Origin of the sequence: Stutzerimonas chloritidismutans, assembly GCF_020783375.1 — a bacterium.
Lineage (GTDB): Bacteria > Pseudomonadota > Gammaproteobacteria > Pseudomonadales > Pseudomonadaceae > Stutzerimonas > Stutzerimonas kunmingensis.
Window position 1 is genome coordinate 3,531,823 of record NZ_CP086067.1, and the last position, 26,004, is coordinate 3,557,826.

Here is a 26,004-nt window from a genome sequence, read left to right on the forward strand (position 1 = left end):
CATGGCCCCCATTGACATGTTCGCGATGCGCGAATGCTACAACCAGCAACAGATCATGCTGTGCTTCAACGGCCCCATCTCCCGCAGCCTGATCGAAGAGATCGGCAATGCCCTGCGCAACTACATGAGCGAAGAGCAGGCGCACCCGTCCTCGGCCATGGACGTGTTCGCCGTGTACATCGAGATGACGCAGAACATTCGCCACTACACCCGCGAAAAGAACTGGTCCGATCAGCAGGCCGGCGCCACAGTCGTGGTCGCACGCGATGACCAGGGCCGCTACGTGGTTTCGGCCGGCAACCTGATCGAAACCGCCGACGGCCAGCAACTGCTTGCCGCCGTCGCGGAACTGGCAAAAAAGGACAAGGCCGGCCTCAAGGCCCTGTACAAGGAACAATTGCGTAAGCCGCGTGACGAACACGTGGCAACCGGCGCCGGACTCGGCCTGATCGATATTGCCCGCAAGTCCAGCGAGCCGCTCAAGGCTTCGTTGCAGCCGGTCTCCGACGAGCTTTCCTTCATCAGCCTGAGCGCCGTCATCTGAAACTCAAGAGCATCCCCATGAACGATTTTTCAATCCCCGGCAGCCAGTCCACTCCCGCCATCCAGTCCGACTGGGAAAAAGGCATCGTCTCGATGCAGGGCGACTCGTACCCGGAAAATTCCTACGAGCTGTTCCACCAGGTCTACGAATGGATCGAGCGCTTCCTCGGCGAAGCCGCACATCCGCTCAGCCTCGAGCTGCGCCTGCTGTACCTGAACACCAGCAGCATCAAGGCGATGATGGACATCTTCGACCTGCTCGAAGCCGCCTATCAGGAAGGCCGGCAGGTCGCGGTCAACTGGTACTACGACATCCGCAACGAGCGCGTCGTGGAGTTGGCCGAAGAGTTCAAGGAAGACTGCACCTTCCCCTTTTCCATCCAGAGTCACGACTGACAGAAGGTCGATATGCGTGGGCCATCGCCGCTAGAGCAAGAGGTCATCAATCTCCTCGCCGATCCGCAGTTCGAGGGGCACCCGCTGAAGGAAGCCCTGAGCCAGCTGTGGGGAGCGCACCATGACCTGCTTGGCCGAATCGAACGCATCGCCCGCGTATCGGACGGCTACCAGAGCATCGCCCGCGAGCGCGAACTGAGCCTTTCGGCGCGCTTCGACAAGCAGTTGCGCCAGCTGGAAAAGGTCGCGCGCATCTCCGACCGCTACCAGATGATGATGCAGGACCTGAATGCCTCGCTGCGCGAGGCCTCGACCTTGGACACCCTGACAGGCATCGCCAACCGCCGTCTGCTCACCGAGCGCCTGCGCGAGGAAAGCGAGCGCGCCAAACGCTACGGTCGCCCGCTGGCCCTGGTCATGCTGGACATCGACCGCTTCAAGGTCATCAACGACGAGTATGGCCACGAAGTCGGCGACCGCGTGCTGATCGAAGTGGTGCGCGTAATGGAATCGGAGATTCGCGAACACGACCTCTGTGGTCGCTGGGGCGGCGAGGAATTCCTCATCCTGATGCCGGAAAGCAGCGCCGAGATGGCCTGCACGGTGATGCGCCGCCTTGGCGACAGCATTGCCGCGCTCGGCGTGCGGGTGAACGATGACCTGCTCGGGGTCACCGCCAGCATGGGTATCGCCGAGCTGCGCGCCGACGAAACCTACTCGAGCACCATCAACCGCGCCGACATCGCGCTGCTGAGAGCCAAGCGCAGTGGTCGCAACCGCTGTGAGCTGGCCGACTAGCCATCACCCGAACAAGCACAAGAATGACGCATTCATCGCTCCATTTCAGTGCAAATGGAGCAACGCCTCCGCCTCTTAAAGTCTGAAGCATCGGGAAACATAGAAGCCAGACGCCACGCACGGAGCCGAAACCTTCAGCACCACAGCCCTTCTAACGCACCATTTCGCGGCATGCCAGACCCATGTCGCACTTCCGCGGTGCAAATCAGGTTTGCTACAGTCGCCGGCCAAAATTATTAATGACTGCCGACACGCGGTCGCCGAGGGCCTACCTGATGATCGAAACCGTTGATGCCTTTCTCGCGCGGTTGAAGCAACGCGACCCCCACCAACCCGAGTTCCACCAGGCGGTGGAAGAAGTGGTTCGCAGCCTCTGGCCCTTCCTCGAAGCCCATCCGCATTACATGCAGGCCGGCATCATCGAACGCATGGTCGAGCCGGAGCGCTCGATCATCTTCCGCGTACCCTGGGTCGACGATCAGGGCCGTGTGCAGGTCAATCGCGGCTTCCGCATCCAGATGAACAGCGCCATCGGCCCATACAAAGGTGGTCTGCGCTTCCATCCGTCGGTGAACATCGGCGTCCTCAAGTTCCTCGCCTTCGAACAGGTCTTCAAGAACTCCCTGACTTCGCTGCCCATGGGCGGCGGCAAGGGTGGCTCGGACTTCAACCCCAAGGGCAAGAGCGACAACGAAGTGATGCGCTTCTGCCAGTCGTTCATGACCGAGCTGTACCGCCATATCGGCGCAGACCTCGACGTTCCGGCCGGTGACATCGGCGTCGGCGGCCGCGAGATCGGCTTCCTCTTCGGCCAGTACAAGCGCCTGTCCAACCAGTTCACCTCCGTCCTGACCGGCAAGGGCCTGGCCTATGGCGGCAGCCTGATCCGCCCGGAAGCCACCGGCTACGGCTGCGTGTACTTCGCCGAGGAAATGCTCAAGAGCAGCCACAGCAGCTTCGACGGCAAGCGCGTGGCGATCTCCGGTTCCGGTAACGTCGCGCAGTACGCGGCGCAGAAAGTCATGGAACTGGGTGGCCGGGTCGTCTCGCTGTCCGACTCGGGCGGCACCCTGCACTTCGCGGACGGCATGACCGCCGAGCAGTGGACATACCTGATGGACCTGAAGAACGTCCGTCGCGGTCGCCTCGAGGAGATGGGCACGCACTTCGGCGTCACCTACCTGGCCGATCAGCGCCCGTGGAACCTGCCGTGCGATATCGCCCTGCCCTGCGCCACGCAGAACGAACTGGATGGCGAAGACGCCCGCGCGCTGCTGAAGAACGGCTGCATCTGCGTGGCCGAAGGCGCGAACATGCCGTCGACCCTGGAAGCCGTCGACCTGTTCCTCGAGGCCGGCATCCTCTACGCACCGGGCAAGGCATCCAACGCCGGTGGTGTGGCCTGTAGCGGACTGGAGATGAGCCAGAACGCCATGCGCCTGCACTGGACCGCCGGTGAGGTGGACACCAAGCTGCACGGCATCATGCAGTCGATCCACCACGCCTGCGTCGCCCACGGCGAGGAAAACGGTCGAATCAACTACGTGAAGGGCGCCAACATCGCCGGCTTCGTCAAGGTTGCCGATGCCATGCTGGCCCAGGGCGTCGTGTAACGGCTGCGCCCGCCGCCAAGCCTCAGCCTGAAAGACAAAGCCCCCGTCGGATCGTCCGGCGGGGGCTTTTGTTTTGTTGCGCGAGACTCCGCGCGGCAATCGCCTACCAGTAGTTCTCCACCGCCACCTGGCCGGGCCTGCGCGTCATCGCCAGGTTCAGATCACGCGCTTTCAGCACCGCTCGGGTGTCCTCGATCATCTGCGGGTTGCCGCAGAGCATGATCCGCGAATGCTCGGGCGTCAGCTGCAGATCGGCGGCGCGCTCCAGTTCGCCGTTCTCTATCAGCGTGGTGATGCGACCGTGCAGCGCACCGGGTATCTGTTCGCGCGTTACCACCGGCAGGTACAGCAGCTTCGAGCCCAGACCATCCAGGTAGTCGCGTTGCGGCAGTTCGGCGATCAGCTGCTGATAGGCCAGCTCACGCGCCTCGCGCACGCTGTAGACCAGAATGATGCGCTCGAAGCGCTGCCAGGCCTCGAAGTCCTGCAGGATCGAAAGGAACGGCGCGATCCCGGTGCCAGTTGCCAGCAGCCAGAGGTCGCGGCCGTCGGGAAAGCGATCGAGGGTGAGAAAGCCGAAGGCCTGCTTGTCCACCAGCAGCTCGTCGCCGACTGCCAACCGGCTCAGCTCGCTGGTGAATTCGCCGTTCGGCACCACGATGGAGAAGAAATCGAGAAACTCGTCGTGCGGCGCCGAGACCATGGAATAGGCGCGCCAGACGATGCAGCCGCTTGGCTTGCGCACACCGAGGCGGGCGAATTGCCCGGCGGTGAAGCGAAAACCGGGATCGCGGCTGGTACGCAGAGTGAACAGGTTGGGCGTCAGCGTCTGCACCTCTAGCAGGCGCTGGCGGGTGAACTTCTCTTCGCTGGCGGTCATACTTCGCTCCCTCCGAGCATCTTCGGGCCCACTGCACGCAGCGCCCGCATGGGTCCTTGATACTCCTTTACGCAGCCGACAAACACCGCCAGTTCTCATGCCTATTCTCGATACCCCCTATGCAAGCCTCGATCTGATCCGCCAGCCGGAGCAGCCCAACGAGCCGCTGCAGGCCTTCGATGCCGCCGACGAATACCTGCTGGCCCAGCTGCATGAGCAGGGTTTGCCAGCGGCCACGCGAGTGCTGATCCTCAATGACAGCTTCGGCGCCCTGGCTTGCTCGCTGGCCGCACACGTCGCGGTCACCAGCAGCGGCGACTCGCACCTCGGCCACCTGGCATTGCAAAAGAACCTGGCACGTAACGAGCTGCCAGCCGAGCGCGTGCGCTTCGTACCTGCCAGCGAGGTCGCCCAGGGCCCGTTCGACCGGGTGCTGATTCGCGTACCGAAAACCCTTGCCCTGCTGGAAGAACAGCTGATCCGCCTGCACGGCCAGCTGGCGCCCGGCGCGCAGGTGATCGCTGCGGCGATGATCAAGCATCTGCCGCGCGCCGCCGGTGATCTGCTGGAGCAGTACATTGGCCCGGTGAAGGCCTCACTGGCGGTGAAGAAGGCACGTCTGCTCAGCGCAACGCCGAGCGCGAAACCGGCGCCGCGGTCGCCCTACCCGACCCGCTACCAGCTCGAACTGCCAAAACTCGAGCTGCTCAACCACGCCAACCTGTTCTGTCGCGAAGGGCTGGACATCGGCACCCGCGCCTTTCTGCCACACCTGCCGCAGGCACTCGGTGCGCTGCGCGTCGCCGATCTTGGCTGCGGCAACGGCGTGCTCGGCATCGTCTACGCGCTGGGCAACCCGCAGGCGCAACTGACACTGGTGGACGAGAGCTACATGGCTGTGCAGTCGGCACGGGAGAACTGGCAGGCAATCCACGGTCAGCGCCCGGTCGAGATTCGCGCCGGCGACGGCCTGGCCGAGCAACTGCCGGCCTCGCTGGACCTGGTGCTGTGCAATCCGCCGTTCCACCAGCAGCAGGTGGTCGGCGACTTCCTCGCCTGGCGCATGTTCACCCAGGCCAAGGCGGCGCTGGCCAAGGGCGGCGAGCTGTGGATCGTCGGCAATCGCCACCTTGGCTATCACCTCAAGCTCAAGCGCCTGTTCGGCAATGCCGAGCAGGTCGCCGCCACGCCGAAGTTCGTCATTCTGCGATCGATCAAGGCATGAGCGAGGCACCGGTCCGCCTCAGCATCCGGCAGTTCGCCGCGCGCTGCGGCCTGTCCGCCGATACGCTGCGCTATTACGAAAAGATCGGCCTGCTGCGGCATGTCGCTCGGGATGCCAGCGGCTTTCGCGTCTATGGCCCGCGCGACCTGGAGTGGATCGGCTTCATCCTGCGCCTGAAAGACACCGGAATGGCGCTGGACGACATCATCCGCTACGCCGATCTGCGCGAATGTGGCGACGCAACCCTTGCGGCACGTCAGGCGCTGCTCGAAACCCATGCCGCCACCTTGCAGGCACGTCTGCTGCGCGACCATGAACATCTCGACGCATTGCAGGCGAAGATCGCGCTGTATCGGCAGCAAACTTCCGCTTGACCTGGAGTCGACTCCAACCCGCAGGCTTTCCTCTGACCTATTGAGAGGAACGCTCCATGTCTGTATCAGCCCGCTACACCGAAGGCCTGGCCAAGCTCGACGAGATCGACGGCGAGGCCGGGCGCAAGGTCATCGACAGCCTGCAAGCCATTGCGCCGGACCTGGCGCGCTACGTGATCGAATTTCCCTTCGGCGACATCTACCAGCGCCCCGGCCTCGACCTGGCCCAGCGTGAGCTGGCGACCGTGGCGGCGCTCACCGCACTCGGCCACTGCCAACCGCAGCTGGCCGTGCACGTTCACGGCGCGCTGAACGTCGGCTGCACGCCGGAACAGATCGTCGAGGTGGTGATTCAGATGGCGGTTTACGCCGGTTTCCCGGCCGCGCTCAACGGCATGCACACGGTCAAGGCGGTGTTTGCCGAACGGGGCCTTTTGCCGGATGCGTGATCGGCAAACCAGCACACCACGTGGCTAAGCCGGCCGACAACAGGTTCTGTGCCCTGGCGCAGTGGCGGTTGGTGGGCTAGCCCACCAACCGTACGGACATCGCAGCCGCCGTCGAAGGCGCGTTACAGCACCTTGTCCAGGGTGATCGGCAGATCCCGCACGCGCTTGCCCGTCGCGTTGTAGATCGCATTGGCCACCGCCGCCGCCACGCCGACAATGCCGATCTCGCCCACGCCTTTGGACCCAAGGTCGTTGACGATCTCGTCGTGTTCCTCGACGAAGATCACGTCGATCTCGGGAATATCCGCGTTCACCGGGATGTGGTACTCGGCAAGGTTGTGGTTCATGTAGCGGCCGAGCCTGTGATCGATCAGCGTCTCCTCGTGCAGCGCCTGGCCGATGCCCCAGACCACGCCGCCGACGATCTGGTTGCCGGCGGTCTTCGGGTTGACGATGCGGCCCGCGGCAATCGCGCTGACCACACGGCTGACCTTGATGGTGCCGAGGTCCTCGTCGACGCGCACCTCGACGAACACCGCCGAATGGGTTCCCGTCGCCCAGGCGTCGCGCTTCTCATCCGGCTTGACGCTGGCTTCGGCCTCCAATGCGCCGCTGACCTGGACGATGTCGCGCAGCGGCACGGCATGCTCGCCGGTTTTCAGCCGCAGCTGACCATCGACAAATTCCACAGTTTCCAGATTCGCCCCGGTAAAGGGCGATGCCGGCGACTGCTGCACGGCGTCCAGCAGCTTCTGCCGCAGCCCCGCACAGGCGCGTTGCACCGCACTACCGACCGAAGACACGGTGGCCGAGCCGCCTTCCAGCGGCGCCTGCGGCAGGCTGGAATCGCCGAGGCGGAACTCCACCTCGGCCATCGACAGGCCCATGGCATCAGCGGCGATCTGCGTCATCGCGGTGTAGGTGCCGGTGCCGATATCGGCGGTGGCGCTGGTCACCAGCAGCCGGCCGTCGGCATCGAGGCAGGCGCGAGCGGAGGCCGGCATCTGCATCGCCTCCCAGACGCCAGTGGCCATGCCCATTCCGATCAGCTGATGACCGTCGCGCAGGCTGCGCGGCTGCGCCGGACGCCGCGACCAGCCGAAGCGCTCCGCACCCTGCTGGTAGCAGGCACGCAGCTCCTTGCTGGAATAGCGCTTGCCCTCGTTACCGTTGATGTCGGTGTAGTTGCGCAGGCGCAGCTCCAGCGGATCGATACCGACTTCATGGGCCAGCTCGTCCATCGCGCACTCAAGCGCATAGACACCGATGGTCGCGCCCGGGGCGCGCATGTCCAGCGGGGTATAGACGTCCAGTGGCGCCAGGCGGTAGCCGAGGCGCACGTTGTCGCAGGCGTAGAGCATGCCGGACCACTCCACCTCGTGCTCGGTGAAGTCCTCGAAGCGCGAGGTCTGGCCGATGGCCTTGTGCTCGATGGCCCGCAGCCGTCCTTCGCCATCTGCCGCGAGCTTCAGCTGCTGAAAGGTGCGCGGGCGATAGCCGAAGGTAAACATCTGCTGGCGGGTCAGTTCGACGCGCACCGAGGCCTTGAGCTTGAGTGCGGCCATCACCGCCAGCGGCAGCTGGTACTGCGGCCGCAGGCCAGAGCCGAAGGCGCCGCCGACGAAGGGCGCGAGCACGCGAATCTTGCCCTTCATGTCGAACACCTGTTCCAGATAGCGCTGGCAGTTCTGCACGCCCTGGGTCTTGTCATGGATCAGCAGCTCGCCGCCTGGCTGGTACTGGACGATGGAGGCATGCGGCTCCATCGGGTTGTGGTGCTCGACCGGGGTGCCGTATTCGCAATCGACGCGTTTTGCCGCCGCAGCGAACGCCGAGTCGAAATCGCCGCGCGGCTCCGGCAGCTCGGCAGGTGCTTCATGGGCCTGCTCGCGCGCCGCTTGCAGATCGGTCTGATGCGCTTCGACCTCGTACTCGACGCGCACGAGGCTCGCCGCATGCCGCGCCAGCGCCTGGGTCTCGGCGACGACCAACGCCAGTGGCTGGCCGCTGTAGAGCACGCGGTCGTTGTACAGCGGGCGGAACGGCGAGCCGTCGGCGGCATCGTCGTCCTCGTAAGGCTCGTCGTAGCTGGCCACCGGCGGGCGGTTCTGGTGGGTCAGCACCAGTCGCACGCCGGACAGTGCCTCGGCGGCGACGGCATCGATACGCGTGATCCGGCCGCGGGCGATGCTGCTCGACACCACGGCGCCATACAGCAGCCCCGGCACCTCGGCCTCAGCGGCGTAACACGACTTGCCGGTGACCTTGAGCGGACCGTCGACACGGTCCAGCGGCTTGCCCAGTGGAGAGTTGGCGCTGTTCATCGGACGGTTCCTCCGGCGGCTTCGGTCAGTGCACGCACGATGGCGCGCCGAGCCAGGTCGATCTTGAAAGCGTTGTCGGCGAGTGGCTGCGCGCCTTGCAGCAGGCAATCAGCCGCGGCGGCGAAGCAATCTGGTTCGGCACGCTTGCCGCTGAGCAGTTCTTCGGCTTCTTCCAGGCGCCAGGGTTTGTGCGCCACGCCACCGAGCGCGATACGCCCGCGGCGGATGACGTCGCCATCCATCTCCAGCGCCGCCGCAACGGACACCAGAGCGAAGGCGTAGGAGGCGCGGTCACGCACCTTGAGATAGGCGCAGTGGCTGGCAAAACCTTCCACCGGCAGCTCGATGGCGGTGATCAGCTCGCCCTCGACGAGTACGTTGTCCTGCTGCGGCTGGTCGCCGGGCAGCCGGTGGAAGTCCACCAGTTCCAGGCGTCGCTTGCCGTGCGGCCCCTCCACATGCACCCGGGCATCCAGCGCCGCCAGCGCCACGCACATGTCCGACGGATGCACGGCGACGCAGTGTTCGCTGGCACCGAGAACCGCGTGTATGCGATTGCGTCCGTCACGCGCGCTGCAACCGGAGCCGGGCTCACGTTTGTTGCAGGGCGTGGCGGTGTCGTAGAAGTAGTAGCAACGGGTGCGTTGCAGCAGGTTGCCGCCGGTGCTGGCCATATTGCGCAGCTGCGGCGAAGCCCCGGCGAGAATCGCCTTGCTCAGCAGCGGGTAGCGCTGTTCGATCTGCGGGTGCCAGGCCAGGTCGGCGTTGCTCACCAGCGCACCGATGCGCAGGCCGCCCTCGGCGGTCTGCTCGATCTCGCGCAGCGGCAGGCCGTTGATGTCGATGAGCTGGCCGGGTTGCAGCACATTCTCTTTCATCAGGTCGAGCAGGTTGGTGCCGCCGGCGATGTAGCGGCTCTGCGGCCCGTGCAGGGCGATGGCCTGGTCGATACGTTCGGGGCGCTGATAGCTGAACGGCGTCATTGCGCACCCTCCTGGCCGCGCAGCGTCGGCAGTGCGTCCTCGATGGCGGCGAGGATGTTGGGATAGGCGCCGCAGCGGCAGAGGTTGCCGCTCATGTGTTCGCGAATCTCATCGCGGCTGCTGGCACGGTTCTCCGCTACTAGCCCGGCCGCCGAGCAGATCTGCCCCGGCGTGCAGTAGCCGCACTGGAAGGCATCGTGCTTGACGAACGCAGCCTGCAGCGGATGCAGCGTCGCATCGCTGGCCAGGCCTTCGATGGTGGTCAGGCTGGCGCCGTCGTGCATCACCGCCAGGGTCAGGCAGCTGTTGATACGCCGGCCGTCGAGCAGCACCGTGCAGGCACCGCACTGGCCGTGATCGCAGCCTTTCTTGGTGCCGGTCAGGCCGAGCTGGTCGCGCAGCAGGTCGAGCAAGGTGGTCCAGGGTTGCACCTGGAGCTCACGGCGTTCGCCGTTCAGCTCCAGGCTGATGGTGCAGGTCTGGCCTGCGGCTGAAGAATTTTCGCTCATGGCGGCCTCACGGTTTGGGCGTTGGTATGCGCTGTCCGTGCGTCTTGGGGTACGACTGGCGTGCCGCGAAAATCGTTCAGCCCTGCCGGTCGAGTGGCTGCCGCTGGCTGAGGGTCATCTCGCCGCGAACGGCGTGGCGCTGCGCGGACCGGCCAATTGATTCGTGCCGGTTTCCGGTAACCGCCACGGCGATTGGCGTTCAGGCCTGCCGGCGATCATCGGGATGGTCGATGTCCTGCAGTACACCGGGATCGTTCAGGGCGAGCTCCAGTACCGGGTGCGCCGCGAAAAGCACCTGGGCACCGCGATCACCATCCAGCTGCAGCAGCGCATCGCGATGGGCGCTGCCGATGCCGCGCGGATGGCCGGGGCGGCCGTCATAGGTCGGCACAACCAGGTTGTCTTCGCGGATTGCCGCCGCGATCTCGCGCAGGGTCCGCGGCTGCACATAGGGCATATCGGCCAGCGCCACCAGCCAGCCACGTCCTGCCGGCGCCTGGGCCACGGCCTGCGCAAGGCTGTGGCCGAGCCCGCGGGATTCCAGCGCAAGCACCTCGCAGTCGGCAGCGTTGGCGCTCAGCCAGTCGCGCAGAGGCAGATTGTCTGCACGGGTCACCACCAGCAGCGGTTCGGCGACACCACGAAGGTTGGCCAGCGTGGCCGCCAGCACCGGCGGCGAAGACGCAGCAGCCAGGCTGGCCGCCAGCAGCTTGTCCGCCCCACAGGCCGCGCGATAACGGCTGCCCTGCCCCGCGGCGAGAACGATGGCGCAGACGCCCGGTTCAGGCACAGCGCTGTTGTTCCGGCAACGCCTGGCTGACCAGAGCGCCGTTTTTCAGCGCAACCACTTCGGCCATCAAGGACAGCGCGATTTCCGCCGGTGTACGGCTGCCGATGGGCAAGCCGATGGGGCCGTGCAACCGCTGCACCTGGCGCTCGCCGAGGCCCAGCGACAGCAGGCGCGCCTTGCGCTTTTCGCTGTTGGCCCGCGAGCCCAGAGCGCCGACGTAAAAGGCTTCGGACTGCAGCGCGGTAAGCAGTGCCATGTCGTCCAGTCGTGGATCGTGGGTCAGCGCGACGATGGCGGTGTGCGCATCCGGTTCGATGGCCAGCACGGCATCGTCCGGCATGCCGGGGACGAAGCGCACCGTCGCCGCATCCCAGTCGTGGGCATAACCTTCGCGCGGGTCACAGATCAGTACTTCGAAACCGAGGCCGTGGGCCAGGTCGGCGACATAACGCGACAGCTGCCCGGCGCCGATCATCAGCAGGCGCCAGGCCGGGCCGAATGGTGCGCGCAGGGTATGCCCATCGAACTGCAGCGCCGCGTGGCGGCCGGCGGCTTGCAGACTTACGTTGCCACTGGCGATATCCACGCAGCGCAGCAGCCGTTCATGCCCGACGCAACGCCGCAGCAGCTCGTCGATCCAGCCGGCATCGCGCAATGGCTCCTGCAGCAGGCGCAGGGTGCCACCACAGGGCAGACCGAAACGCGCGGATTCTTCCTTACTCACGCCGTAGGTGATCAGTTGGCAAGCCTGCGGTGGTTCGTCGGCCATGACCCGCGCGAGCAGATCGTCCTCGACGCAGCCGCCGGACACCGAGCCCTCGACGCGACCGTCGCCGCGTAGCGCCAGCAGCGAACCCACCGGACGTGGCGCGCTGCCCCAGGTTTCCAGCACCGTGTAGAGCACCACGGGATAGCCCTCACGCAACCAGTCGCGGGCCCGTCGCAGTACCGCCAGATCGACACTGTCCATTGATCTCCTCGGATTCAGCCCATTGCTGCCAGGACTCCCGGCAATGCAAGGAGTGACCGATCCGAGGCGAAATTAGTTCGTCGTTGCCGGCAGCAGCATGGCGTCCGCCACCTCGCGGCGCTTGACGCGACCGGCCAGACGCTCCACCAGGGTCAGGGCGAATTCCAGGGCGGTCGCCGGGCCCTGGCTGGTGATGCAGTTGCCGTCCACCACCACCGGCTGGTCAAGGAAATGCGTGCCGGTGAGGTTGTCGCTCATGCCCGGATAGCAGGTGACCTGGCGGCCCTTGAGCACGCCGTAGGGATGCAGCGCCACCGCCGGCGCGGCGCAGATCGCCGCGAAATCGAGCCCGGCACGGGCCTGCTGGCGAACACGCTCGGCCAGCGGCTCCAGCTCGCCGAGGGTTTTCGCGCCGGGCATGCCGCCGGGCAGCACGATGAGGTCGAAGTCCTGCGCCAGCACATCGAGCAACATGGCGTCGGCAGTGATCCGCGTGCCGCGCGCACAGGTCAGCATGCGCCGTTCCTCGGCGCTGGCCACCAGCACCTCGAACTCGGCACGCCGCAGCACGTCGATCAGAGTGACGGCCTCCAGGTCTTCGGAACCGTCGGCGATCGGAATCAGGACTCGTTTGCTCATGGCCTTCACCTGCTCAATGGAAATTCAACCGCGCTGCCGCCCGGTGTAAGATGCGCGGCTTTTGCGATGACACGCGAATCGCCCGCCAGAGGCGACAGCCCTCACACTGACCGGCACATAGAGGATCGACCATGCTGGAAAAGCTATTTCAACTCAAGGCGCACAACACCACGCTGCGCACCGAGGTCCTGGCCGGTATCACCACCTTCCTGACGATGGCCTACATCCTCTTCGTCAACCCGAGCATCCTCGCCGAAACCGGTATGGATCACGGCGCGGTGTTTGTCGCCACCTGCCTGGCCGCAGCCATCGGTTCGGCGATCATGGGCCTGGTTGCCAACTACCCGATCGCACTGGCGCCGGGCATGGGTCTGAACGCCTTCTTCACCTACACCGTCGTGCTGACCATGGGCTACACCTGGCAGACCGCCCTCGGGGCGGTGTTCCTCTCGGGCGTGATCTTCTTTGGCCTGTCGATCTTCAAGATTCGCGAGTGGATCATCCACAGCATTCCGCTGGCCCTGCGTGCCGGCATTGCCGCGGGCATCGGCCTGTTCCTGGCGATCATCGCGCTGAAGAACGCCGGCATCGTCGTCGACAACCCCGCCACTCTGGTCGGCCTCGGTGACCTCAGCGCCGGCGGCCCGCTGCTGGCCTGCCTGGGCTTTTTCCTGATCGCCGCGCTGGCCTATCGCCAGGTCACCGGTGCGGTGATGATCGGCATTCTGGTGGTCACCGGCCTGTCGATCCTGCTCGGCCTGTCGCAGCTCAACGGCGTGGTCTCGATGCCGCCGTCGCTGGCGCCGACCCTTATGCAGCTGGACATCATGGGCGCGCTGGATATCGGCCTGATCAGCGTGATCTTCGCCTTTCTCTTCGTCGACCTGTTCGACACTTCCGGCACCCTGATCGGCGTGGCGCAGAAGGCCGACCTGCTGGACAAGGACGGCAAGATGCCGCGCCTGGGCCGCGCCCTGCTGGCTGACAGCACCGCAACCATGGCCGGCGCCGCGCTGGGCACCTCGACCACCACCAGCTACATCGAATCCGCCGCTGGTACCGCTGCCGGTGGCCGCACCGGCCTGACCGCCTGCGTGGTCGCCCTGCTGTTCCTGCTCAGCCTGTTCTTCGCCCCGCTGGCCGGTGCCGTGCCGGCCTACGCCACCGCCCCGGCGTTGCTGTTCGTCGCCGTACTGATGATGAGCAGCCTGGCCAACATCGACTGGGACGACCTCACCGTCGCCGCGCCGGTCGTGGTTGCCGCGCTGGCCATGCCGCTGACTTTCTCCATCGCCAACGGCATCGCCTTCGGCTTCATCGCCTGGACCGCGATCAAGCTGCTGGCCGGCCGCTGGCGCGAGCTGAGCCCGGCGATGTGGATTCTCTCGGCGCTGTTCGTGGTCAAGCTGGGCTGGTTCGCCGGCTGATCGCAGCGTAGGGTGGATGACGCTTTTCTCATCCACCTTCCGTGCGGTAACGGTGGATGGATGAAGCGCCAGCTGCGCGCCCCGATCCACCCTACGATTTACCTACCTTTCCAAGAGTCTTCATGAGCGCTCCGCAATTCGACCCCGCCACCTACGACGCCCAGCTCGCCGAGAAAACCGCCCGGCTGGTGGAACTGCTGGCGCCGTTCGATGCACCGGCACCGGAAGTCTTCGACTCGCCCCGCGAGCACTACCGCCTGCGCACCGAATTCCGCCTGTGGCGCGAAGAGGGCCAGCGCCACTACGCGATGTTCGAGCAGGGCGACAAGCACAAAGCCATTCTGATCGACGACTTCCCCATCGCCAGTCGCCGCATCAACGAGCTGATGCCGCAGCTGAAGGCTGCCTGGCAGGCGTCGGAAGTGCTCAGCTTCAAACTGTTCCAGGTCGAATTCCTCACCACCCTGGCCGGCGATGCGCTGATCACCCTCGCCTACCACCGCCCGCTGGACGAGGCCTGGAAGGCCGAAGCCGAGCAGCTCGCCGCCAACCTCGGCGTCAGCCTGGTCGGCCGCTCCAAGGGCAAGCGCATCGTCATCGGTCGCGATTACGTGGAAGAAGCGCTGGTGGTCGCCGGGCGAACCTTCCGCTATCGCCAGCCCGAGGGCGCCTTTACCCAGCCCAACGGCGAGGTCTGCCAGAAGATGCTGAACTGGGCCTTCGACGTGCTCGGCGAGCGTGATGACGACCTGCTCGAACTCTACTGCGGCAACGGCAACTTCACCCTGCCGCTGTCCACCCGCGTGCGCCGCGTGCTGGCCACCGAGATCAGCAAGACCTCGGTCAATGCCGCGCTGGCCAATATCGCCGACAACGGCATCGACAACATCGAGCTGGTGCGTCTTTCCGCCGAGGAGCTGACCCAGGCGCTGAACGAGGTGCGCCCGTTCCGCCGCCTGGCCCATATCGACCTGAAGAGCTACGACTTCGGCAGCATCTTCGTCGACCCACCGCGCGCCGGCATGGACCCGGACACCTGCGAACTGGCCCGTCGCTTCGAGCGCATCCTCTACATCTCCTGCAACCCGGAAACCCTGGCGCAGAACATCGCCCAGCTCGCCGACACCCATCGCATCGAGCGCTGTGCGCTGTTCGACCAGTTCCCCTACACCCACCACATGGAGTCCGGGGTACTGCTGGTTCGCAAGTGATCGCCGAGTGAACGTCGGCCACCCGTCGACGTTCCACATCCGTAACCATTCAGCCGTTACGGAGGTGCAACCATGCTGGTCTTCGAGCCGATCTATACCGACGGCCTGGCGCAGATTTCCTACCTGGTGGGCGACAGCAAGGCCGCGGTCGCCGCAGTGATCGACCCGCGACGCGACGTCGATGTCTACCTCGACCTGGCCCGAGAGAAGGGCCTGCGGATCGCCTACGCCATCGAAACCCACATCCATGCCGACTTCGTCTCCGGCGCCCAGGCGCTGGCCGAACGCAGCGGCGCAGAGATCATCGGTGGCTGCTCGCCGGACTACGCCTTCGAGCTGCGCCAGGCTGCCGATGGCGAGGTGCTGGAGCTCGGCCAGGTCAGCCTGGAAATCATCTACTCGCCCGGCCACACGCCGGAGCACATCTCGCTACTGCTGCGCGACGGTCAACAGGGCGATGAGCCCTTCGCCCTGTTCACCGGCGATACCCTGTTCAACCTCGACGTCGGCCGCCCCGACCTGCTCGGCGAGGACAGCACTCGGCAACTGGCAGCCCAGCTCTACGCCACGCTGTTCACCCGCTACCTGCCACTCGGTGAGCGCGTCGAGATCTACCCCTGTCACGGTGTCGGCTCGGCGTGCGGCAAGTCCATCGGTGATCGCCGGCGCTCCACGCTTGGCAACGAGCTGTTGTTCAACCCCGCGCTCAACCAGCGGCGCAATGAGGCCGAATTCATCGACTGGCTGCTCAGCGGCATGCCCGAGCCGCCGCGCCACTACGCACGGCTGAAAAAGCTCAACGTGCGCCCGGCTGCACGCATGCACGGCCCGTCACTGCCGGCGCCGCTGTCGCCGGAAGAGTTCGCCGAGCGCAGCGCCGACCACAGCGCCGTGCAACTGGTCGACCTACGCTCGATCCTCGCCTTCGGCGGCGGCCATGTGCCCGGCGCGCTGAACATCGCCCTGCAGAACGAATTCGTCAGCTGGGCCGGCTGGATGCTCGACGATCAGCGACCGATCTACCTGATCGGCGAGGACAGCGAGCAGATCCACCAGGCCACGCTGCAGCTGTATCGGATCGGTCTTGATCGGGTGGAAGGCTATCTGCGCAACGGCATGACCGACTGGCAGAACGCCGGCCTGCCCCTGGCCAGTGTCGGCCAGTGGACGGTGCATGAGCTGAACCGTCGCCGCGACGATCCCGAGGTCCAGGTACTCGACGTGCGCGCCCCCGAGGAGGTCGAGCAAGGCCGCGTACCCGACGCCCGCCACGCCTTCGTCGCCCATCTGCCCGAAGGACTGGAGCAACTGGACAAGAACAGGACCGTGGCGACCTATTGCGGCAGCGGCTACCGCGCCTCGATTGCCGCCAGCATCCTCAAGCGCCAGGGCTTTCGCCACGTGGTGAACGTGCCCGGCTCATGGATCGCCTGGCAGAAGCACGATCTGCCGGTGGCGGAGCGCTGAACCAGCCGGGCGCGATCTGCATAAGGTGGAAAACCGCCAATGGTCTGTCCCACCCGCCCTAGGTGCACAGGCACTGCCGTGTCGGTGGATAAGGCTGCGCCGTTATCCACCCTACGCCCCGTTCCCTTACGCGACTCGTAGGTGGAAAACAGCTAATGGCCTTTTCCACCTCAGTACTCCACCTGCAGTTCGGCGCTGCGCGGTTCGGCCTGACAGGCCAATGCCCAGCCCTGACGCACTTCGCTCTCGCTCAACACCTGATTGCTGCGCATGCTTACGCTGCCTTCCAACACCCGGCACTTGCACGCGGCGCAGACGCCCGAGCGGCAGGCGCTCGGCGGCCGCAGACCGGCGTGCTCCATAGCCTCCAGCAACACCTCGCCGCGCGGCACGTCCAGCTCATGGCGGCGACCGTCGAGCGCGACCCGCAGGCGACTGCGACGGCCACCCGCTGCGGCCGTTGGCGCTGCGGCATCAAAGCGCTCCAGGTGAATGCGCGCAGCATCCACACCCAGCTCGCCAAGCGCGGCACCGGCCGCATCCATGAACGGTTGCGGCCCGCAGATGAAGGCGTCGGCGGCTGACCAGTCAGCGATCTTCGCGGCAATCGCCCGACCGCTCGGCACGCCCTGCTCCACATCCAGCCAGATGCGCAGCTGCAGGCGCTCGGGGTAACGCACGGACCATTCAGCCAGTTCTTCGGCAAAGATCAGCGAAGCGGCATCGCGGCTGGCGTAGAACAGACACACTCGCCCGCAGCCCTCGACCAGCGCCGCCTGCAGGATCGCCATCAACGGCGTGATGCCGCTACCAGCACCGAGCAGCAGCAAATCACTGTCCAGGCTGCGCGGCACGAACACGCCGGCCGGTGGCAGCGCCTCGATGCAGTCGCCCGCCTGCAGGTTATCCAGCAGCCAGTTCGATGCACGCCCGCCAGACACGCGCTTGATGGTGATGCGCAACGCGCCATCACCATCCGGCCGTTGCGACAGCGAATAGCAGCGCAGCAGCGCTGCCTCGCCACAGGGAACCTTCAGCGTGAGGAGCTGCCCCGGCCGCGCGGCAAAGCGTGCGCGCCGAGCCGCAGGCACCTGCAGGGTGAACGAGCAGCTGTCGGCGGTTTCGGCCTGACGCGAGGCGATACGCAGGCGAGTGAATTCACCGGCGACAGGGGTCGATGAAGATGCGGGGGAAGTCGCTACCGAAGCCGGTGCCAGAGCCGAAAACGAAGCCGGCCCCGACCTGGGCAGTCCACGCAGCATCGGCCATGCCGCCTTGCGGCGGAACAGCAGCACGTAGCCGATATGCAGGCCGATCAGCCACAGCCCCAGGTTGGCGAAGAACTCGTGCACCTCTTCGGCGTCGCCCATCCAGCCAATAAAGTCGACGTCGCTGGCGGCGCCGAACACGCCCGGCCCGACGCCCGGCAGCGTGGCCAGCACGTCGCCATTATCGACCATGCCCAGCCCGACCAGGCTGGCGACGGCAAAACTGCCCAGCGCACCCACCGTCAGCCACTTGCCGATTGCCGACAGGCCCGGCTTGCGGCGCTGTCCCTGCGGCGGCAGCAGCCTCGGAAAACCCCGCAGGCGCAGCGGCTCGATCAGCAGCCGCCACACCAGCAACGCCACAAGACCATAACCCAGCCAGATGTGCAGCGACTCGGCGTCGTCGCCAGTCAGGTACACCGCGAGGAAGAAACCGGCCAGCAGCCAGTGGAACAAGCGAAAGCGGTTGAAGGCAGCCACGATGGCAATCCTCGATGGACGGAATGCCTCCCTTGTATGCCCCGCGGCTGAAGCCAAGCTGAATGCCATCATGCGGCCATGTTCAGTTTGGCGTAAGGCTGCGCGCCTAGGCTGCGCTCATCCGTCCTGGAGACCGCACCATGAACGCTTACTGGATCGCCCTCGCCTGCTGCCTGAGCCTGCCGGCGCTGGCCGAAACCGAACACCCGCTGCTGGCCAGCTACGCCGCTCAGGCCCGCCAGCAGGACGCGAACTTCACCGGCTTTTCCGCCGAGCACGGCAAGGCGCTGTACTTCGCCGAGGAGCAGCGCAACGGCAAGAGCATGAGCTGCACCACCTGTCACACCAGCGACCCGCGCCAACCCGGCAGGACACCCGCCCATCGCAAGGTCGATCCGCTGGCGCCAACCGCCAATCCCGAGCGCTTCACCGACCTGAAGAAGGTCGAGAAGTGGTTCCGCCGCAACTGCGACGACGTCTTCGCCCGCGAATGCACGGCGCAGGAAAAAGGCGACTTCATCAGCTGGATCGACAGCATCCAATAGGAGCGCGCCATGAAGATCGCATCCATCGTTGCCGTCGCCGGGCTGACCTCCGCCTTGGCGCTGACCGGCTTCAGCCTTGCCGATGACGACGACCATGATCGCCAGGGCTACAAGCGCCCCAAGCGCCTGGCTGTGCCGAGCGACGCACCGCTGGTGTGGAACGAAGAATGCGCCGCCTGCCACATGCTCTACCCGCCGGGCCTGCTGCCGGCCAAGGCCTGGCGCCAGCAGATGCAGACGCTCGATGAGCACTACGGCAGCAACGCCACGCTCGATCCCGACCAGGAGCGCGAGATCCTCGAATTCCTGCTCCGCGTCTCGGCGGGCAACAGGTTGCCGGTCGAGCCGTCGCCGACCGCCGGCGAGCCGCCACGCATCAGCCAGACCCGCTGGTTCGAGCGCAAGCATGACGAGGTCAGCGAAGCCAAGTTCAAGCGTGAATCGGTGGGCGGCCGCGCCAACTGCGTGGCCTGCCACCGCGACGCCGAGAGCGGCGACTTCGATGAAGATCGCGTGAAGATTCCGCGCTAAGCGGCCGTTTTCCCACTGAGGTAATTCATGATGACGACTTCCACTCTGCGCGGAGCCCTGGCGCTGTCGCTACTGGTCAACTGTGGCGTGCTGGGCGCGCTCGCCTGGCAGAAACTGCAAACCGACGGGCTGCCCATGCCGTCCGGCGCACCAACCGAACTGTCGCACCAGCTGGAGCTTAGCGCCAACCAGCTCGGGCGCTGGCATGACGGCCAGGCGCCCTACCTGGCCCGGCTGCGTGCCCTCGACAGTGACCTCGATGCCCAGCGCAGCAAGTTGCTACAGGCGCTGCTCGGCGAGCGAGTCGACCCCGCGCAGATCGCCAGCGAGCAGGCAAAGCTCGGTGAACTGCGCGACGCTCGCCAACAGTTGCAGATCGAGCAGCTGCTGAACGAACGCGAGCTGCTCGACGCCCGTCAGCGGCAGAAGCTGGTGAGCTTCCTCGCCCGCCAGAACGCGTCCACCGAATTGGCCTCGCTGCACGATCAGTAGCCGTCATACAGCCGAACGCCGCGAACCTCTCGGCCGCGGCGTTCGCCACCGATGCGCTGAATCTCAGCCTTCGCTCGCCTTACGCACCTGGCTCGGCGTCTTGGACGGCTCTGCCGGCGCGACCGCACTGGCCAGCGGTACGCCGCCCGGCGCGGCCTCGCGCTCGCGATCACCGCTGCGGTTGGCCAGCAGGCTGGCAGTCGCGGTCTGCAGGTAGGCTTCGAGCTGGCGCTGCAACTGCGCTGCCTCGGCATCCGGCGCGAGGCGTTCGCCCTGCGGGTTGGCCCCCAGGCGATAGCGATACAGGCGCGCCGCTTGCTCCTTGGGCTGTACCAGCACGCGGTCACCGCGAATCATCGCCACCGTCTGATCACTGCCCGAGGGTTTGATGATGCCGAAGCCCGGATCATCCGCCGCCAGGCTGAGCAGATCGCGACCCCAGCACTGGTGTCGAACCTCACCGCCGAGGCGGCCCATGATCGTCGGCACCACGTCGACCTGGGTACCCACTACATCACGGCGGCTGCCGAAGCGCTCGCTGATACCCGGCGCGATCAGCAGCAGCGGTACGTTGAAGCGGAACAGGTCCATCTCGGTCACCTCCTCCGGCACCCCGAAGCCGTGATCACCGACTACCACGAACAGCGTCTGCTTGAACCAGGGCTCGTCACGCACCTGATCGAAGAACCGGCCCAGCGCCCAGTCCGAATAGCGCATCGCGGTCAGGTGCTGATCCAGCGCGCCATGCCCCTCGACGGCGGCAATCGGCAACTGCTCCGGCAGCGCATAGGGCGTGTGATTGGACAGCGTCTGCAACAGCGCATAGAACGGTTTGCTGCGGTCAAGCTGCGCTAGCTCCTCGGCAGCGCGGGCGAACATGTCCTGATCGGAAACGCCCCAGGTCGGATCGGCCACCACCGGGTCGACGTAGTCGCCGCGGCCGATGAAGCGCGTCATGCCCTGATTGCTGAAAAATCCGGACTGGTTGTCCCAGGCGAAATCACCGTTGTAGACGTAGAGGTCGTTGAACGCCCGCGCGCTGAGCAGTTGCGGCAGGCCGGAGAAGCGGTTGCCACCCTCCGGCGTCTGCATCAGGTACTCGAAGCCCGGCAGGTTGGGGAAGCAGGCCATGCTGGCGAACATGCCCTGGTGGGTGTGGGTGCCGTTGGCGAAGAAGCGCTCGAACAGCAGCCCCTCGCCGGCCAGGCGGTCAAAATTCGGCGTGATGCCTTCCCCGCTGCCCAGCGCGCCGACGAAGCGTCCGGCGAAGCTTTCCATCAGGATCACCACCACGTTGCGCACCGGCAGCTGGCCGTCCACCGGCGGCTGGAAATCACGGCGTACCGGCGCCAGCTCGGCATCCACCAGTTGATCGTTGCCGGTCAGTAGCAGCTCGCGGGTGATCGCCTGCGCCTGCTCGGCCGGCAGCGTCGCCTTCCAGCTGTTGTCGCGGTGGCTGGAAAAGCGGTTCTTCGCCGCGTCATACAGCGACAGTGTCGCGTTCAGGCCGAGGTGATTGGCGAACATCGACTCGGTGGTAAAGGCATCGCCCCAACGCAGTGGCGGTCCCTGGCGCAGCGTGCCGCGGGCAGCCACCACGCAGACCAGTATCAGCACGCCGAATACCGCCGCACGGGTATACCAGGCCGAGCCACGGCGGCTCGCACCGGTCTCGCACACAGTCGGCGCGCCACGGGTCAGCCGCTCCAGCCAGCCGAACAGGACGTACATCGCCGCGCTCGCCACGCCCCAGCTCGCCAGCAGCTGCAGTACCGGGAAACCATGCCAGAGCATGCTCAGCACGGTGGCCGGATCTTCCTGCAGATACTGGAACACCAGACTGTTGAGGCGCTGATGGAACTCGCGATAGAAGTTCAGCTCGATCAGCCCGAGCAGGATCGTCAGGCTGGCACACACACTCAACCAAAGCCGCAGCAGGCCCCGGGCGGCCATCACTCGCATGCTCAGCACGCCGAGCAGCAGTGGCAGCAGGATGTACACCGTCAGCCGCAGGTCGAAGCGCAGGCCGTTGCCGAACGCCTCGACGAAGCTGGCCAGCGGTGTACTGCCGATCAGCTCGCGGTTGAACAGCAGCAAGCCCAGCCGCAGCAGCGCAAACAGCGCCAGCAGGGCCAGCGCACTGGCGAACGTGAAGCGCAGGTGCGCGGCCAGGCCATTGAAGCCGGACGCCGGGCGCTCTCGAGCAGAGCGTCGCAAAGAGGAAAGCATGGGTACGTCCTTCAGGGGATGAGGATCACCGCCCAGACCAGACCGATCAGGCACAGCGCCAACAATTGCGCGGCGCTGCCCATGTCCTTGGCCTGTTTGGCGAGCGGATGCTGTTCGAAAGAGATGCGGTCGACCGTCGCCTCGATGGCCGAGTTGAGCAGTTCGACGATCAGGCCGAGAAACACCACGGCAATCAGCACGGCGCGCTCGACGCGGCTGACGTCGAGCAGGAAGGCCAGCGGAATCAGCAGCAGGTTCAGCAGCACCAACTGGCGAAACGCTGCCTCGCACCGACAGGCGGCCTTGAGGCCGGCGGCGGAGTAGCCGGCGGCATACCAGATGCGCGCCAGCCCGCTGCGCCCTTTCATGACCGCACCACCAACCGGCACGTCAACGCTTGCCGCGTCATCGCTCATCACGCGGGCCGACTTAGATGACATCGCAGCGCATCTGGCTGAACGTGCCGTGGGCAGTCAGCAGGCGTTGCCAGTCGTGCTCCGGCATGCTCTGGCGATGACGCTTGAGTTGGCGCAGGTCATGCCGTGCCGCGGCGCTACGACGTAGCCGGCGACGGCTCTTTTCCAGATCGAGCAGGGCGACCTCGACGCTGGCCGCGTCACCTTCGCCGTGAACCTTGAGGAAGATGTGCTTGGGATAGCAGCAGCCGTGCTGCCAGCGCGCCTGGTGGATGCGCGCGAGGGTGATCCCGACCGCTGTCAGCATGCGTTCCTGTACCGCCGGACCGAAGCGCTCGCTCAGGGCCTGTTGATACCAGTCCTCCAGGCTGACGAAGCCTTCCAGCTCCGCCGTCACCAGCAGCGCCTGCCACTGCCCGGCCTGCTGCCGCGTGCCGCAGTAGACCAGTTCCGGCACCCGCACGCCGAGTCGGCCGAATGCTTGCAGCGCCTGCAGTTCGCGCAGCACCGTGGGCCGGCCGAACGGATGCAGCAGCGAGCGATACAGGTGGCCAATCTGCCGTTTGCAGTACAGCAGCGGCTGCTGCGGATCGCGCAGCCTTATCCGTTGCACACCGCTTTCGCCGGCGCGGCGCTGGTTGGGTTCCTCGACCCATTCGCCCTGGGTGTTCCACCAGCGCGGGAAGGTGCTGGTACGCGCTTCGCGGGCCGGCAGTACGAGTGGTCGGCTCATGTTCAGCCCCGCTTGCGCAGCACGTAGACCCGCCACATGGCGTAGCCCGGGAGAAAGTCATTACGGTCGAGGATGTCGAAGCCGGCCTCGGCGAATTCCTTCTCGATCACCGAGCGCGCGACGACGAAGCGGTTCTGGTTGTCCTTTGCCGGCCGGCGACGCTCCAGGCGCTTGCGCTTCCAGGCCTTGTAGTTGCCATCGACCCACAGCGAGACGATCAGCGTGTCACGGGTGACGCGGTGGAACTCACGCAGCATCGCCAGCCGGTGCGCCGGGTCGGCGATGTGGTGCAGTAGGCGCATGCAGAAGATGTTGTCTACCGCGTTATCACCCATGTCGATGGCGAAGGCAGAGGTCTGGAAGCTCTCGACCCGATAAAGGATTTCCCGCGACTGCGAGCCTTCGGCGATCGCCAGCATGTCGGCCGAGTTGTCGGCGGCAAAGATCATCCGGCTTGGGTGCTCGGCCAGCAGCGGCCAGAAGCGCCCGGCGCCGCACGGCAGGTCCAGCACCAGATCAGGATCGCCGGCGATCTTCAGCGCGCGGCGCGCCATCTGCTCGTCACGCCAGTGCGACAGCCGCCGGGCCAGGCCGTCCTGATGCTTGTGCAGGTATTCGTAGGCGTGCTGGCGATCGTACTTGCGCGAGAACTCCAGTTCGATAGGGCTCGATGTGGTCATGGCGGGCATTCCGGTTGGAAACGGAACGCCAAACTAACCAGGCAGACATCAAGGGCCCGTCAACGGGATGTGAAAAAAACGTCAAACAGCGCCGTCATGAAAGCGCACCTGAAAGCAGCTGCCCTGCGGTTGCCGCGGCACCACACCTACCTGCCAGCCCTGGTGCGCGCAGATCCGCTTGACCAGCGACAACCCCAGCCCCAGCCCTTCGCCGCGCCCCTCGGCACCCCGCACGAACGGCTGGAACATGCGCTCCTGCTCCGCCAGGGGAATGCCCACGCCGCTGTCCTCGACGCGAAAGCCACCTTCGTCGAGGATCAGCCGCACCGTGCCGCGGTCGGTGTAATGCAGTGCGTTGCGCAGCAGGTTGGACATCACAGTGCCGAGCAGGGTGTGGTTGTAGACGCCGCGGTCCTCGCCCTCCTCCAGCAGCTCGAAGGCCAGGCCCTTCTCCGCCAGCAACGGTGCCCAGCGCTCGCTCTGCTCGGTCGCCACGCTCCGCAAGCTGGCGTCGCCGGCCAAGGACGTCTGTTGCGGACGCGCCCGCGCCAGCATCAGGAAGGTTTCCACCAGCTCGTGCATTTCCCGCGCGGCGCGCTGGATGCGCGCCAGCGGTCGCTGCGCGGCTGGCGACAGCTCGGCCTGCTGCTCGAGCAGCTCGCAGGCGCCGAGCACCACCATCAACGGGGTGCGCAGTTCGTGGCTGACATCGGCGGTGAACAGCCGCTCGCGCTCCAGGGTCTGGCGCAGCTGGCCGAGGGTGCTGTCGAACGCCGCCGCCAGATGGCCGACCTCGTCGTCGGGATACTGCAGGGCCAGCGGCGGCGCCAGCGGATGCAGCTGGTCGCGGTGGCGCACCTGGTTGGCCAGGCGGCTGACCGGTGCCAACACTCGGTTGGCCATCAGCCGCCCCAGCGCCCAGGCGCCGAGCACGCTGAGCAGAAAGCCGGCCAGCACGACGTTGAACAGCGCATCCTCACGGGCCTCGAACTCGTGCTGCTCCTGCACCAGCACGTAGCGGTCAGCGCCGACATTACGCACATAGACGTAGTAGGCATCGTCACCGCGAACCAGCTCGGTGAACCCCTCGCCGAGCCCGGCAAACGCTTTTGGCATCGGGTGCTCGGGCAGATGCGAGGCGAAGAAGTGGGTGCTGGTATCCAGCTGCGGTGTCCGTCCCTTTGGCAGGTCCTCGTTAAGCACGATGTCCAGGTCGCGACTCAGCTCCTCGGTGACCAGCTGCTCTTCGATGAAGTGCACGACGCCGACGATGCCGAGGGCGAACGCACCGCTCACCACCAGCGTCATCAGCGTGAAGGCGATGACGATCCGCCGCGCCAGCGGCTGCTTAGCGAGCATCGCAGTCCTCCGCCAGGCGGAAGCCAAGGCCGTGCACGGTATGCAGCAATGGCTTGGCGAACGGCTTGTCGAGCACCTGGCGCAACTGGTGGATATGGCTGCGCAACGCATCGCTGTCCGGCACGTGATCACCCCAGACGGCATCTTCCAGCGCTTCGCGGCGCACCACCGCCGGGCTGCGCTGCATGAGGATCGCCAGCAGCTTGTGGCCGATAGGGTTGAGGCGAATCGGCTGGCCACCACGACTGGCTTCCAGGGTGTCCAGGTCGTAGCAGAGATCGGCCACCTGCAGCTGCCGGCGCCGCGATCCCTGGCAGCGACGCAGGATCGCCTCGATACGGGCAACCAGCTCGGACAGCGCGAAGGGCTTGATCAGATAGTCGTCGGCACCGGCCTGCAGCCCCTTGATGCGGTCAGGCAGCGCATCGCGAGCGGTGAGCATGATGATCGGCGTATCGCGCCCGGCATCGTCGCGCAGGCGCTTGCACACCTGCAGCCCGTCGATGCCCGGCAGCATCAGGTCCAGCACGATCAGGTCGTAGTCCTGGGTGGCGGCCAGGTGCAGACCGCTGAGGCCATCCTGCGCGCAGTCGACCACGTAGCCCTTGAGCTCGAGGTAGTCCAGCACGTTGGCGAGAATGTCACGGTTATCTTCGATGACCAGGATGCGCAT

Annotated in this window: 27 protein-coding genes; 13 read left to right on the forward strand and 14 right to left on the reverse strand. The window is 65.9% G+C overall.

Annotated features, from left to right (window positions below):
- Position 1 precedes the first annotated feature (1 nt).
- The 4 genes from siaB to gdhA all read left to right on the forward strand — a co-directional run bounded on the left by siaB (position 2) and on the right by gdhA (position 3,350).
- Positions 2-544, forward strand: a complete 543-nt coding sequence (gene siaB, locus LLJ08_RS16495; protein ID WP_041014898.1) for a biofilm regulation protein kinase SiaB — start codon at positions 2-4, stop codon at positions 542-544.
- A 17-nt stretch (positions 545-561) separates the two neighbouring features.
- Positions 562-939, forward strand: coding sequence for a biofilm regulation phosphoprotein SiaC (gene siaC, locus LLJ08_RS16500; RefSeq protein ID WP_090519344.1), 378 nt, complete (start codon positions 562-564; stop codon positions 937-939).
- A 12-nt stretch (positions 940-951) separates the two neighbouring features.
- Positions 952-1,737 (forward strand): biofilm regulation diguanylate cyclase SiaD, encoded by a 786-nt coding sequence (gene siaD, locus LLJ08_RS16505; protein WP_014821466.1) that lies wholly within the window; start codon positions 952-954, stop codon positions 1,735-1,737.
- A 275-nt stretch (positions 1,738-2,012) separates the two neighbouring features.
- Positions 2,013-3,350, forward strand: coding sequence for an NADP-specific glutamate dehydrogenase (gene gdhA, locus LLJ08_RS16510; protein ID WP_104097929.1), 1,338 nt, complete (start codon positions 2,013-2,015; stop codon positions 3,348-3,350).
- 103 nt (positions 3,351-3,453) lie between these two features.
- Here the strand turns inward: gdhA and LLJ08_RS16515 are convergent, their stop codons facing one another.
- On the reverse strand, positions 3,454-4,230 hold the full coding sequence (locus tag LLJ08_RS16515) for a ferredoxin--NADP reductase (RefSeq protein ID WP_228207491.1): 777 nt from the start codon (positions 4,228-4,230) through the stop codon (positions 3,454-3,456).
- A 97-nt stretch (positions 4,231-4,327) separates the two neighbouring features.
- On the opposite strand from LLJ08_RS16515, the gene LLJ08_RS16520 reads away from it, so the two are divergent.
- Genes LLJ08_RS16520 through LLJ08_RS16530 form a run of 3 tightly spaced genes read left to right on the forward strand, consistent with a single transcriptional unit; the run spans position 4,328 to position 6,278 of the window.
- A complete protein-coding gene (locus LLJ08_RS16520) occupies positions 4,328-5,455 on the forward strand; it encodes a methyltransferase (protein ID WP_228207492.1) in 1,128 nt (375 codons plus the stop codon).
- A complete protein-coding gene (locus LLJ08_RS16525) occupies positions 5,452-5,829 on the forward strand; it encodes a MerR family transcriptional regulator (RefSeq protein ID WP_101274473.1) in 378 nt (125 codons plus the stop codon). The genes LLJ08_RS16520 and LLJ08_RS16525 overlap by 4 nt, the downstream gene beginning before the upstream one ends.
- Before the next feature lie 56 nt (positions 5,830-5,885).
- Positions 5,886-6,278: a carboxymuconolactone decarboxylase family protein gene (locus LLJ08_RS16530; RefSeq protein ID WP_042927734.1), complete on the forward strand. Its 393-nt coding sequence runs from the start codon at positions 5,886-5,888 to the stop codon at positions 6,276-6,278.
- A 122-nt stretch (positions 6,279-6,400) separates the two neighbouring features.
- Here LLJ08_RS16530 and LLJ08_RS16535 read toward each other — a convergent pair whose 3' ends face one another.
- The 6 genes from LLJ08_RS16535 to LLJ08_RS16560 all read right to left on the reverse strand — a co-directional run bounded on the left by LLJ08_RS16535 (position 6,401) and on the right by LLJ08_RS16560 (position 12,493).
- Entirely contained in the window at positions 6,401-8,602 is a 2,202-nt protein-coding gene (locus LLJ08_RS16535) for a xanthine dehydrogenase family protein molybdopterin-binding subunit (protein WP_228207493.1), read from the reverse strand.
- Positions 8,599-9,585, reverse strand: coding sequence for an FAD binding domain-containing protein (locus LLJ08_RS16540; RefSeq protein WP_125898069.1), 987 nt, complete (start codon positions 9,583-9,585; stop codon positions 8,599-8,601). Before LLJ08_RS16540 ends, LLJ08_RS16535 begins: the two co-directional genes overlap by 4 nt.
- The gene (locus LLJ08_RS16545; RefSeq protein ID WP_090519354.1) at positions 9,582-10,094 is read right to left on the reverse strand and encodes a (2Fe-2S)-binding protein; all 513 of its coding nucleotides are present in this window, start codon (positions 10,092-10,094) and stop codon (positions 9,582-9,584) included. The genes LLJ08_RS16540 and LLJ08_RS16545 overlap by 4 nt, the downstream gene beginning before the upstream one ends.
- A 199-nt stretch (positions 10,095-10,293) precedes the next feature.
- The gene (locus LLJ08_RS16550; RefSeq protein WP_090519357.1) at positions 10,294-10,884 is read right to left on the reverse strand and encodes a nucleotidyltransferase family protein; all 591 of its coding nucleotides are present in this window, start codon (positions 10,882-10,884) and stop codon (positions 10,294-10,296) included.
- Entirely contained in the window at positions 10,877-11,854 is a 978-nt protein-coding gene (locus LLJ08_RS16555) for an XdhC family protein (protein ID WP_228207494.1), read from the reverse strand. Before LLJ08_RS16555 ends, LLJ08_RS16550 begins: the two co-directional genes overlap by 8 nt.
- Positions 11,855-11,926: 72 nt before the next feature.
- Positions 11,927-12,493 carry a DJ-1 family glyoxalase III gene (locus LLJ08_RS16560; protein WP_228207495.1) on the reverse strand — a complete coding sequence of 189 codons (567 nt, stop codon included), beginning with the start codon at positions 12,491-12,493 and terminating at the stop codon, positions 11,927-11,929.
- Positions 12,494-12,624: 131 nt separating this feature from the next.
- On the opposite strand from LLJ08_RS16560, the gene LLJ08_RS16565 reads away from it, so the two are divergent.
- The 3 genes from LLJ08_RS16565 (at position 12,625) to LLJ08_RS16575 (ending at position 16,598) form a co-directional block, all read left to right on the forward strand.
- Complete coding sequence (locus LLJ08_RS16565) at positions 12,625-13,920, forward strand: NCS2 family permease (RefSeq protein ID WP_104097936.1); 1,296 nt, start codon at positions 12,625-12,627, stop codon at positions 13,918-13,920.
- Between the two features lie 122 nt (positions 13,921-14,042).
- Entirely contained in the window at positions 14,043-15,131 is a 1,089-nt protein-coding gene (gene trmA / locus LLJ08_RS16570; protein WP_228207496.1) for a tRNA (uridine(54)-C5)-methyltransferase TrmA, read from the forward strand.
- A 72-nt stretch (positions 15,132-15,203) separates the two neighbouring features.
- Positions 15,204-16,598, forward strand: coding sequence for an MBL fold metallo-hydrolase (locus tag LLJ08_RS16575; protein WP_228207497.1), 1,395 nt, complete (start codon positions 15,204-15,206; stop codon positions 16,596-16,598).
- 170 nt (positions 16,599-16,768) lie between these two features.
- Here LLJ08_RS16575 and LLJ08_RS16580 read toward each other — a convergent pair whose 3' ends face one another.
- Positions 16,769-18,346, reverse strand: coding sequence for a 2Fe-2S iron-sulfur cluster-binding protein (locus tag LLJ08_RS16580; RefSeq protein WP_228207498.1), 1,578 nt, complete (start codon positions 18,344-18,346; stop codon positions 16,769-16,771).
- Between the two features lie 140 nt (positions 18,347-18,486).
- On the opposite strand from LLJ08_RS16580, the gene LLJ08_RS16585 reads away from it, so the two are divergent.
- From LLJ08_RS16585 to LLJ08_RS16595, 3 genes are read left to right on the forward strand one after another with little or no spacing between them, the layout of a single operon-like run.
- Positions 18,487-18,891: a DUF1924 domain-containing protein gene (locus tag LLJ08_RS16585; RefSeq protein ID WP_228207499.1), complete on the forward strand. Its 405-nt coding sequence runs from the start codon at positions 18,487-18,489 to the stop codon at positions 18,889-18,891.
- A 9-nt stretch (positions 18,892-18,900) separates the two neighbouring features.
- A complete protein-coding gene (locus tag LLJ08_RS16590) occupies positions 18,901-19,422 on the forward strand; it encodes a diheme cytochrome c (RefSeq protein ID WP_228207500.1) in 522 nt (173 codons plus the stop codon).
- A gap of 30 nt (positions 19,423-19,452) precedes the next feature.
- The gene (locus LLJ08_RS16595) at positions 19,453-19,914 is read left to right on the forward strand and encodes a periplasmic heavy metal sensor (protein ID WP_031298365.1); all 462 of its coding nucleotides are present in this window, start codon (positions 19,453-19,455) and stop codon (positions 19,912-19,914) included.
- A 63-nt stretch (positions 19,915-19,977) separates the two neighbouring features.
- On the opposite strand, the gene LLJ08_RS16600 is transcribed toward LLJ08_RS16595, so the two are convergent.
- The 6 genes from LLJ08_RS16600 to LLJ08_RS16625 form a co-directional block, all read right to left on the reverse strand.
- The gene (locus LLJ08_RS16600; protein WP_228207501.1) at positions 19,978-22,143 is read right to left on the reverse strand and encodes an LTA synthase family protein; all 2,166 of its coding nucleotides are present in this window, start codon (positions 22,141-22,143) and stop codon (positions 19,978-19,980) included.
- A gap of 11 nt (positions 22,144-22,154) precedes the next feature.
- The gene (locus tag LLJ08_RS16605; RefSeq protein WP_228208954.1) at positions 22,155-22,559 is read right to left on the reverse strand and encodes a diacylglycerol kinase; all 405 of its coding nucleotides are present in this window, start codon (positions 22,557-22,559) and stop codon (positions 22,155-22,157) included.
- 13 nt (positions 22,560-22,572) lie between these two features.
- Positions 22,573-23,292 carry a lipopolysaccharide kinase InaA family protein gene (locus LLJ08_RS16610; RefSeq protein WP_228207502.1) on the reverse strand — a complete coding sequence of 240 codons (720 nt, stop codon included), beginning with the start codon at positions 23,290-23,292 and terminating at the stop codon, positions 22,573-22,575.
- Positions 23,293-23,294: 2 nt separating this feature from the next.
- Positions 23,295-23,972, reverse strand: a complete 678-nt coding sequence (locus LLJ08_RS16615) for a class I SAM-dependent methyltransferase (RefSeq protein WP_104097943.1) — start codon at positions 23,970-23,972, stop codon at positions 23,295-23,297.
- 81 nt (positions 23,973-24,053) lie between these two features.
- Positions 24,054-25,331 (reverse strand): sensor histidine kinase, encoded by a 1,278-nt coding sequence (locus tag LLJ08_RS16620; protein ID WP_042927757.1) that lies wholly within the window; start codon positions 25,329-25,331, stop codon positions 24,054-24,056.
- Complete coding sequence (locus LLJ08_RS16625; RefSeq protein ID WP_003302056.1) at positions 25,321-26,004, reverse strand: response regulator transcription factor; 684 nt, start codon at positions 26,002-26,004, stop codon at positions 25,321-25,323. Before LLJ08_RS16625 ends, LLJ08_RS16620 begins: the two co-directional genes overlap by 11 nt.

What these genes read in the sequence shown, in the direction of transcription:
- LLJ08_RS16610 (WP_228207502.1), bottom strand. Translation starts at nt 23,292, where the DNA reads ATGAGCCGACCACTCGTACTGCCGGCCCGCGAAGCGCGTACCAGCACC.
- LLJ08_RS16535 (WP_228207493.1), bottom strand. Translation starts at nt 8,602, where the DNA reads ATGAACAGCGCCAACTCTCCACTGGGCAAGCCGCTGGACCGTGTCGAC.
- LLJ08_RS16520 (WP_228207492.1), top strand. Translation starts at nt 4,328, where the DNA reads ATGCCTATTCTCGATACCCCCTATGCAAGCCTCGATCTGATCCGCCAG.
- LLJ08_RS16590 (WP_228207500.1), top strand. Translation starts at nt 18,901, where the DNA reads ATGAAGATCGCATCCATCGTTGCCGTCGCCGGGCTGACCTCCGCCTTG.
- LLJ08_RS16625 (WP_003302056.1), bottom strand. Translation starts at nt 26,004, where the DNA reads ATGCGCATCCTGGTCATCGAAGATAACCGTGACATTCTCGCCAACGTG.
- LLJ08_RS16595 (WP_031298365.1), top strand. Translation starts at nt 19,453, where the DNA reads ATGACGACTTCCACTCTGCGCGGAGCCCTGGCGCTGTCGCTACTGGTC.
- LLJ08_RS16575 (WP_228207497.1), top strand. Translation starts at nt 15,204, where the DNA reads ATGCTGGTCTTCGAGCCGATCTATACCGACGGCCTGGCGCAGATTTCC.
- LLJ08_RS16525 (WP_101274473.1), top strand. Translation starts at nt 5,452, where the DNA reads ATGAGCGAGGCACCGGTCCGCCTCAGCATCCGGCAGTTCGCCGCGCGC.
- LLJ08_RS16620 (WP_042927757.1), bottom strand. Translation starts at nt 25,331, where the DNA reads ATGCTCGCTAAGCAGCCGCTGGCGCGGCGGATCGTCATCGCCTTCACG.
- siaD (WP_014821466.1), top strand. Translation starts at nt 952, where the DNA reads ATGCGTGGGCCATCGCCGCTAGAGCAAGAGGTCATCAATCTCCTCGCC.
- LLJ08_RS16605 (WP_228208954.1), bottom strand. Translation starts at nt 22,559, where the DNA reads ATGAGCGATGACGCGGCAAGCGTTGACGTGCCGGTTGGTGGTGCGGTC.
- siaB (WP_041014898.1), top strand. Translation starts at nt 2, where the DNA reads ATGGCCCCCATTGACATGTTCGCGATGCGCGAATGCTACAACCAGCAA.
- LLJ08_RS16565 (WP_104097936.1), top strand. Translation starts at nt 12,625, where the DNA reads ATGCTGGAAAAGCTATTTCAACTCAAGGCGCACAACACCACGCTGCGC.
- LLJ08_RS16555 (WP_228207494.1), bottom strand. Translation starts at nt 11,854, where the DNA reads ATGGACAGTGTCGATCTGGCGGTACTGCGACGGGCCCGCGACTGGTTG.
- trmA (WP_228207496.1), top strand. Translation starts at nt 14,043, where the DNA reads ATGAGCGCTCCGCAATTCGACCCCGCCACCTACGACGCCCAGCTCGCC.
- LLJ08_RS16560 (WP_228207495.1), bottom strand. Translation starts at nt 12,493, where the DNA reads ATGAGCAAACGAGTCCTGATTCCGATCGCCGACGGTTCCGAAGACCTG.
- LLJ08_RS16545 (WP_090519354.1), bottom strand. Translation starts at nt 10,094, where the DNA reads ATGAGCGAAAATTCTTCAGCCGCAGGCCAGACCTGCACCATCAGCCTG.
- gdhA (WP_104097929.1), top strand. Translation starts at nt 2,013, where the DNA reads ATGATCGAAACCGTTGATGCCTTTCTCGCGCGGTTGAAGCAACGCGAC.
- LLJ08_RS16530 (WP_042927734.1), top strand. Translation starts at nt 5,886, where the DNA reads ATGTCTGTATCAGCCCGCTACACCGAAGGCCTGGCCAAGCTCGACGAG.
- LLJ08_RS16540 (WP_125898069.1), bottom strand. Translation starts at nt 9,585, where the DNA reads ATGACGCCGTTCAGCTATCAGCGCCCCGAACGTATCGACCAGGCCATC.
- LLJ08_RS16585 (WP_228207499.1), top strand. Translation starts at nt 18,487, where the DNA reads ATGAACGCTTACTGGATCGCCCTCGCCTGCTGCCTGAGCCTGCCGGCG.
- siaC (WP_090519344.1), top strand. Translation starts at nt 562, where the DNA reads ATGAACGATTTTTCAATCCCCGGCAGCCAGTCCACTCCCGCCATCCAG.
- LLJ08_RS16600 (WP_228207501.1), bottom strand. Translation starts at nt 22,143, where the DNA reads ATGCTTTCCTCTTTGCGACGCTCTGCTCGAGAGCGCCCGGCGTCCGGC.
- LLJ08_RS16615 (WP_104097943.1), bottom strand. Translation starts at nt 23,972, where the DNA reads ATGACCACATCGAGCCCTATCGAACTGGAGTTCTCGCGCAAGTACGAT.
- LLJ08_RS16515 (WP_228207491.1), bottom strand. Translation starts at nt 4,230, where the DNA reads ATGACCGCCAGCGAAGAGAAGTTCACCCGCCAGCGCCTGCTAGAGGTG.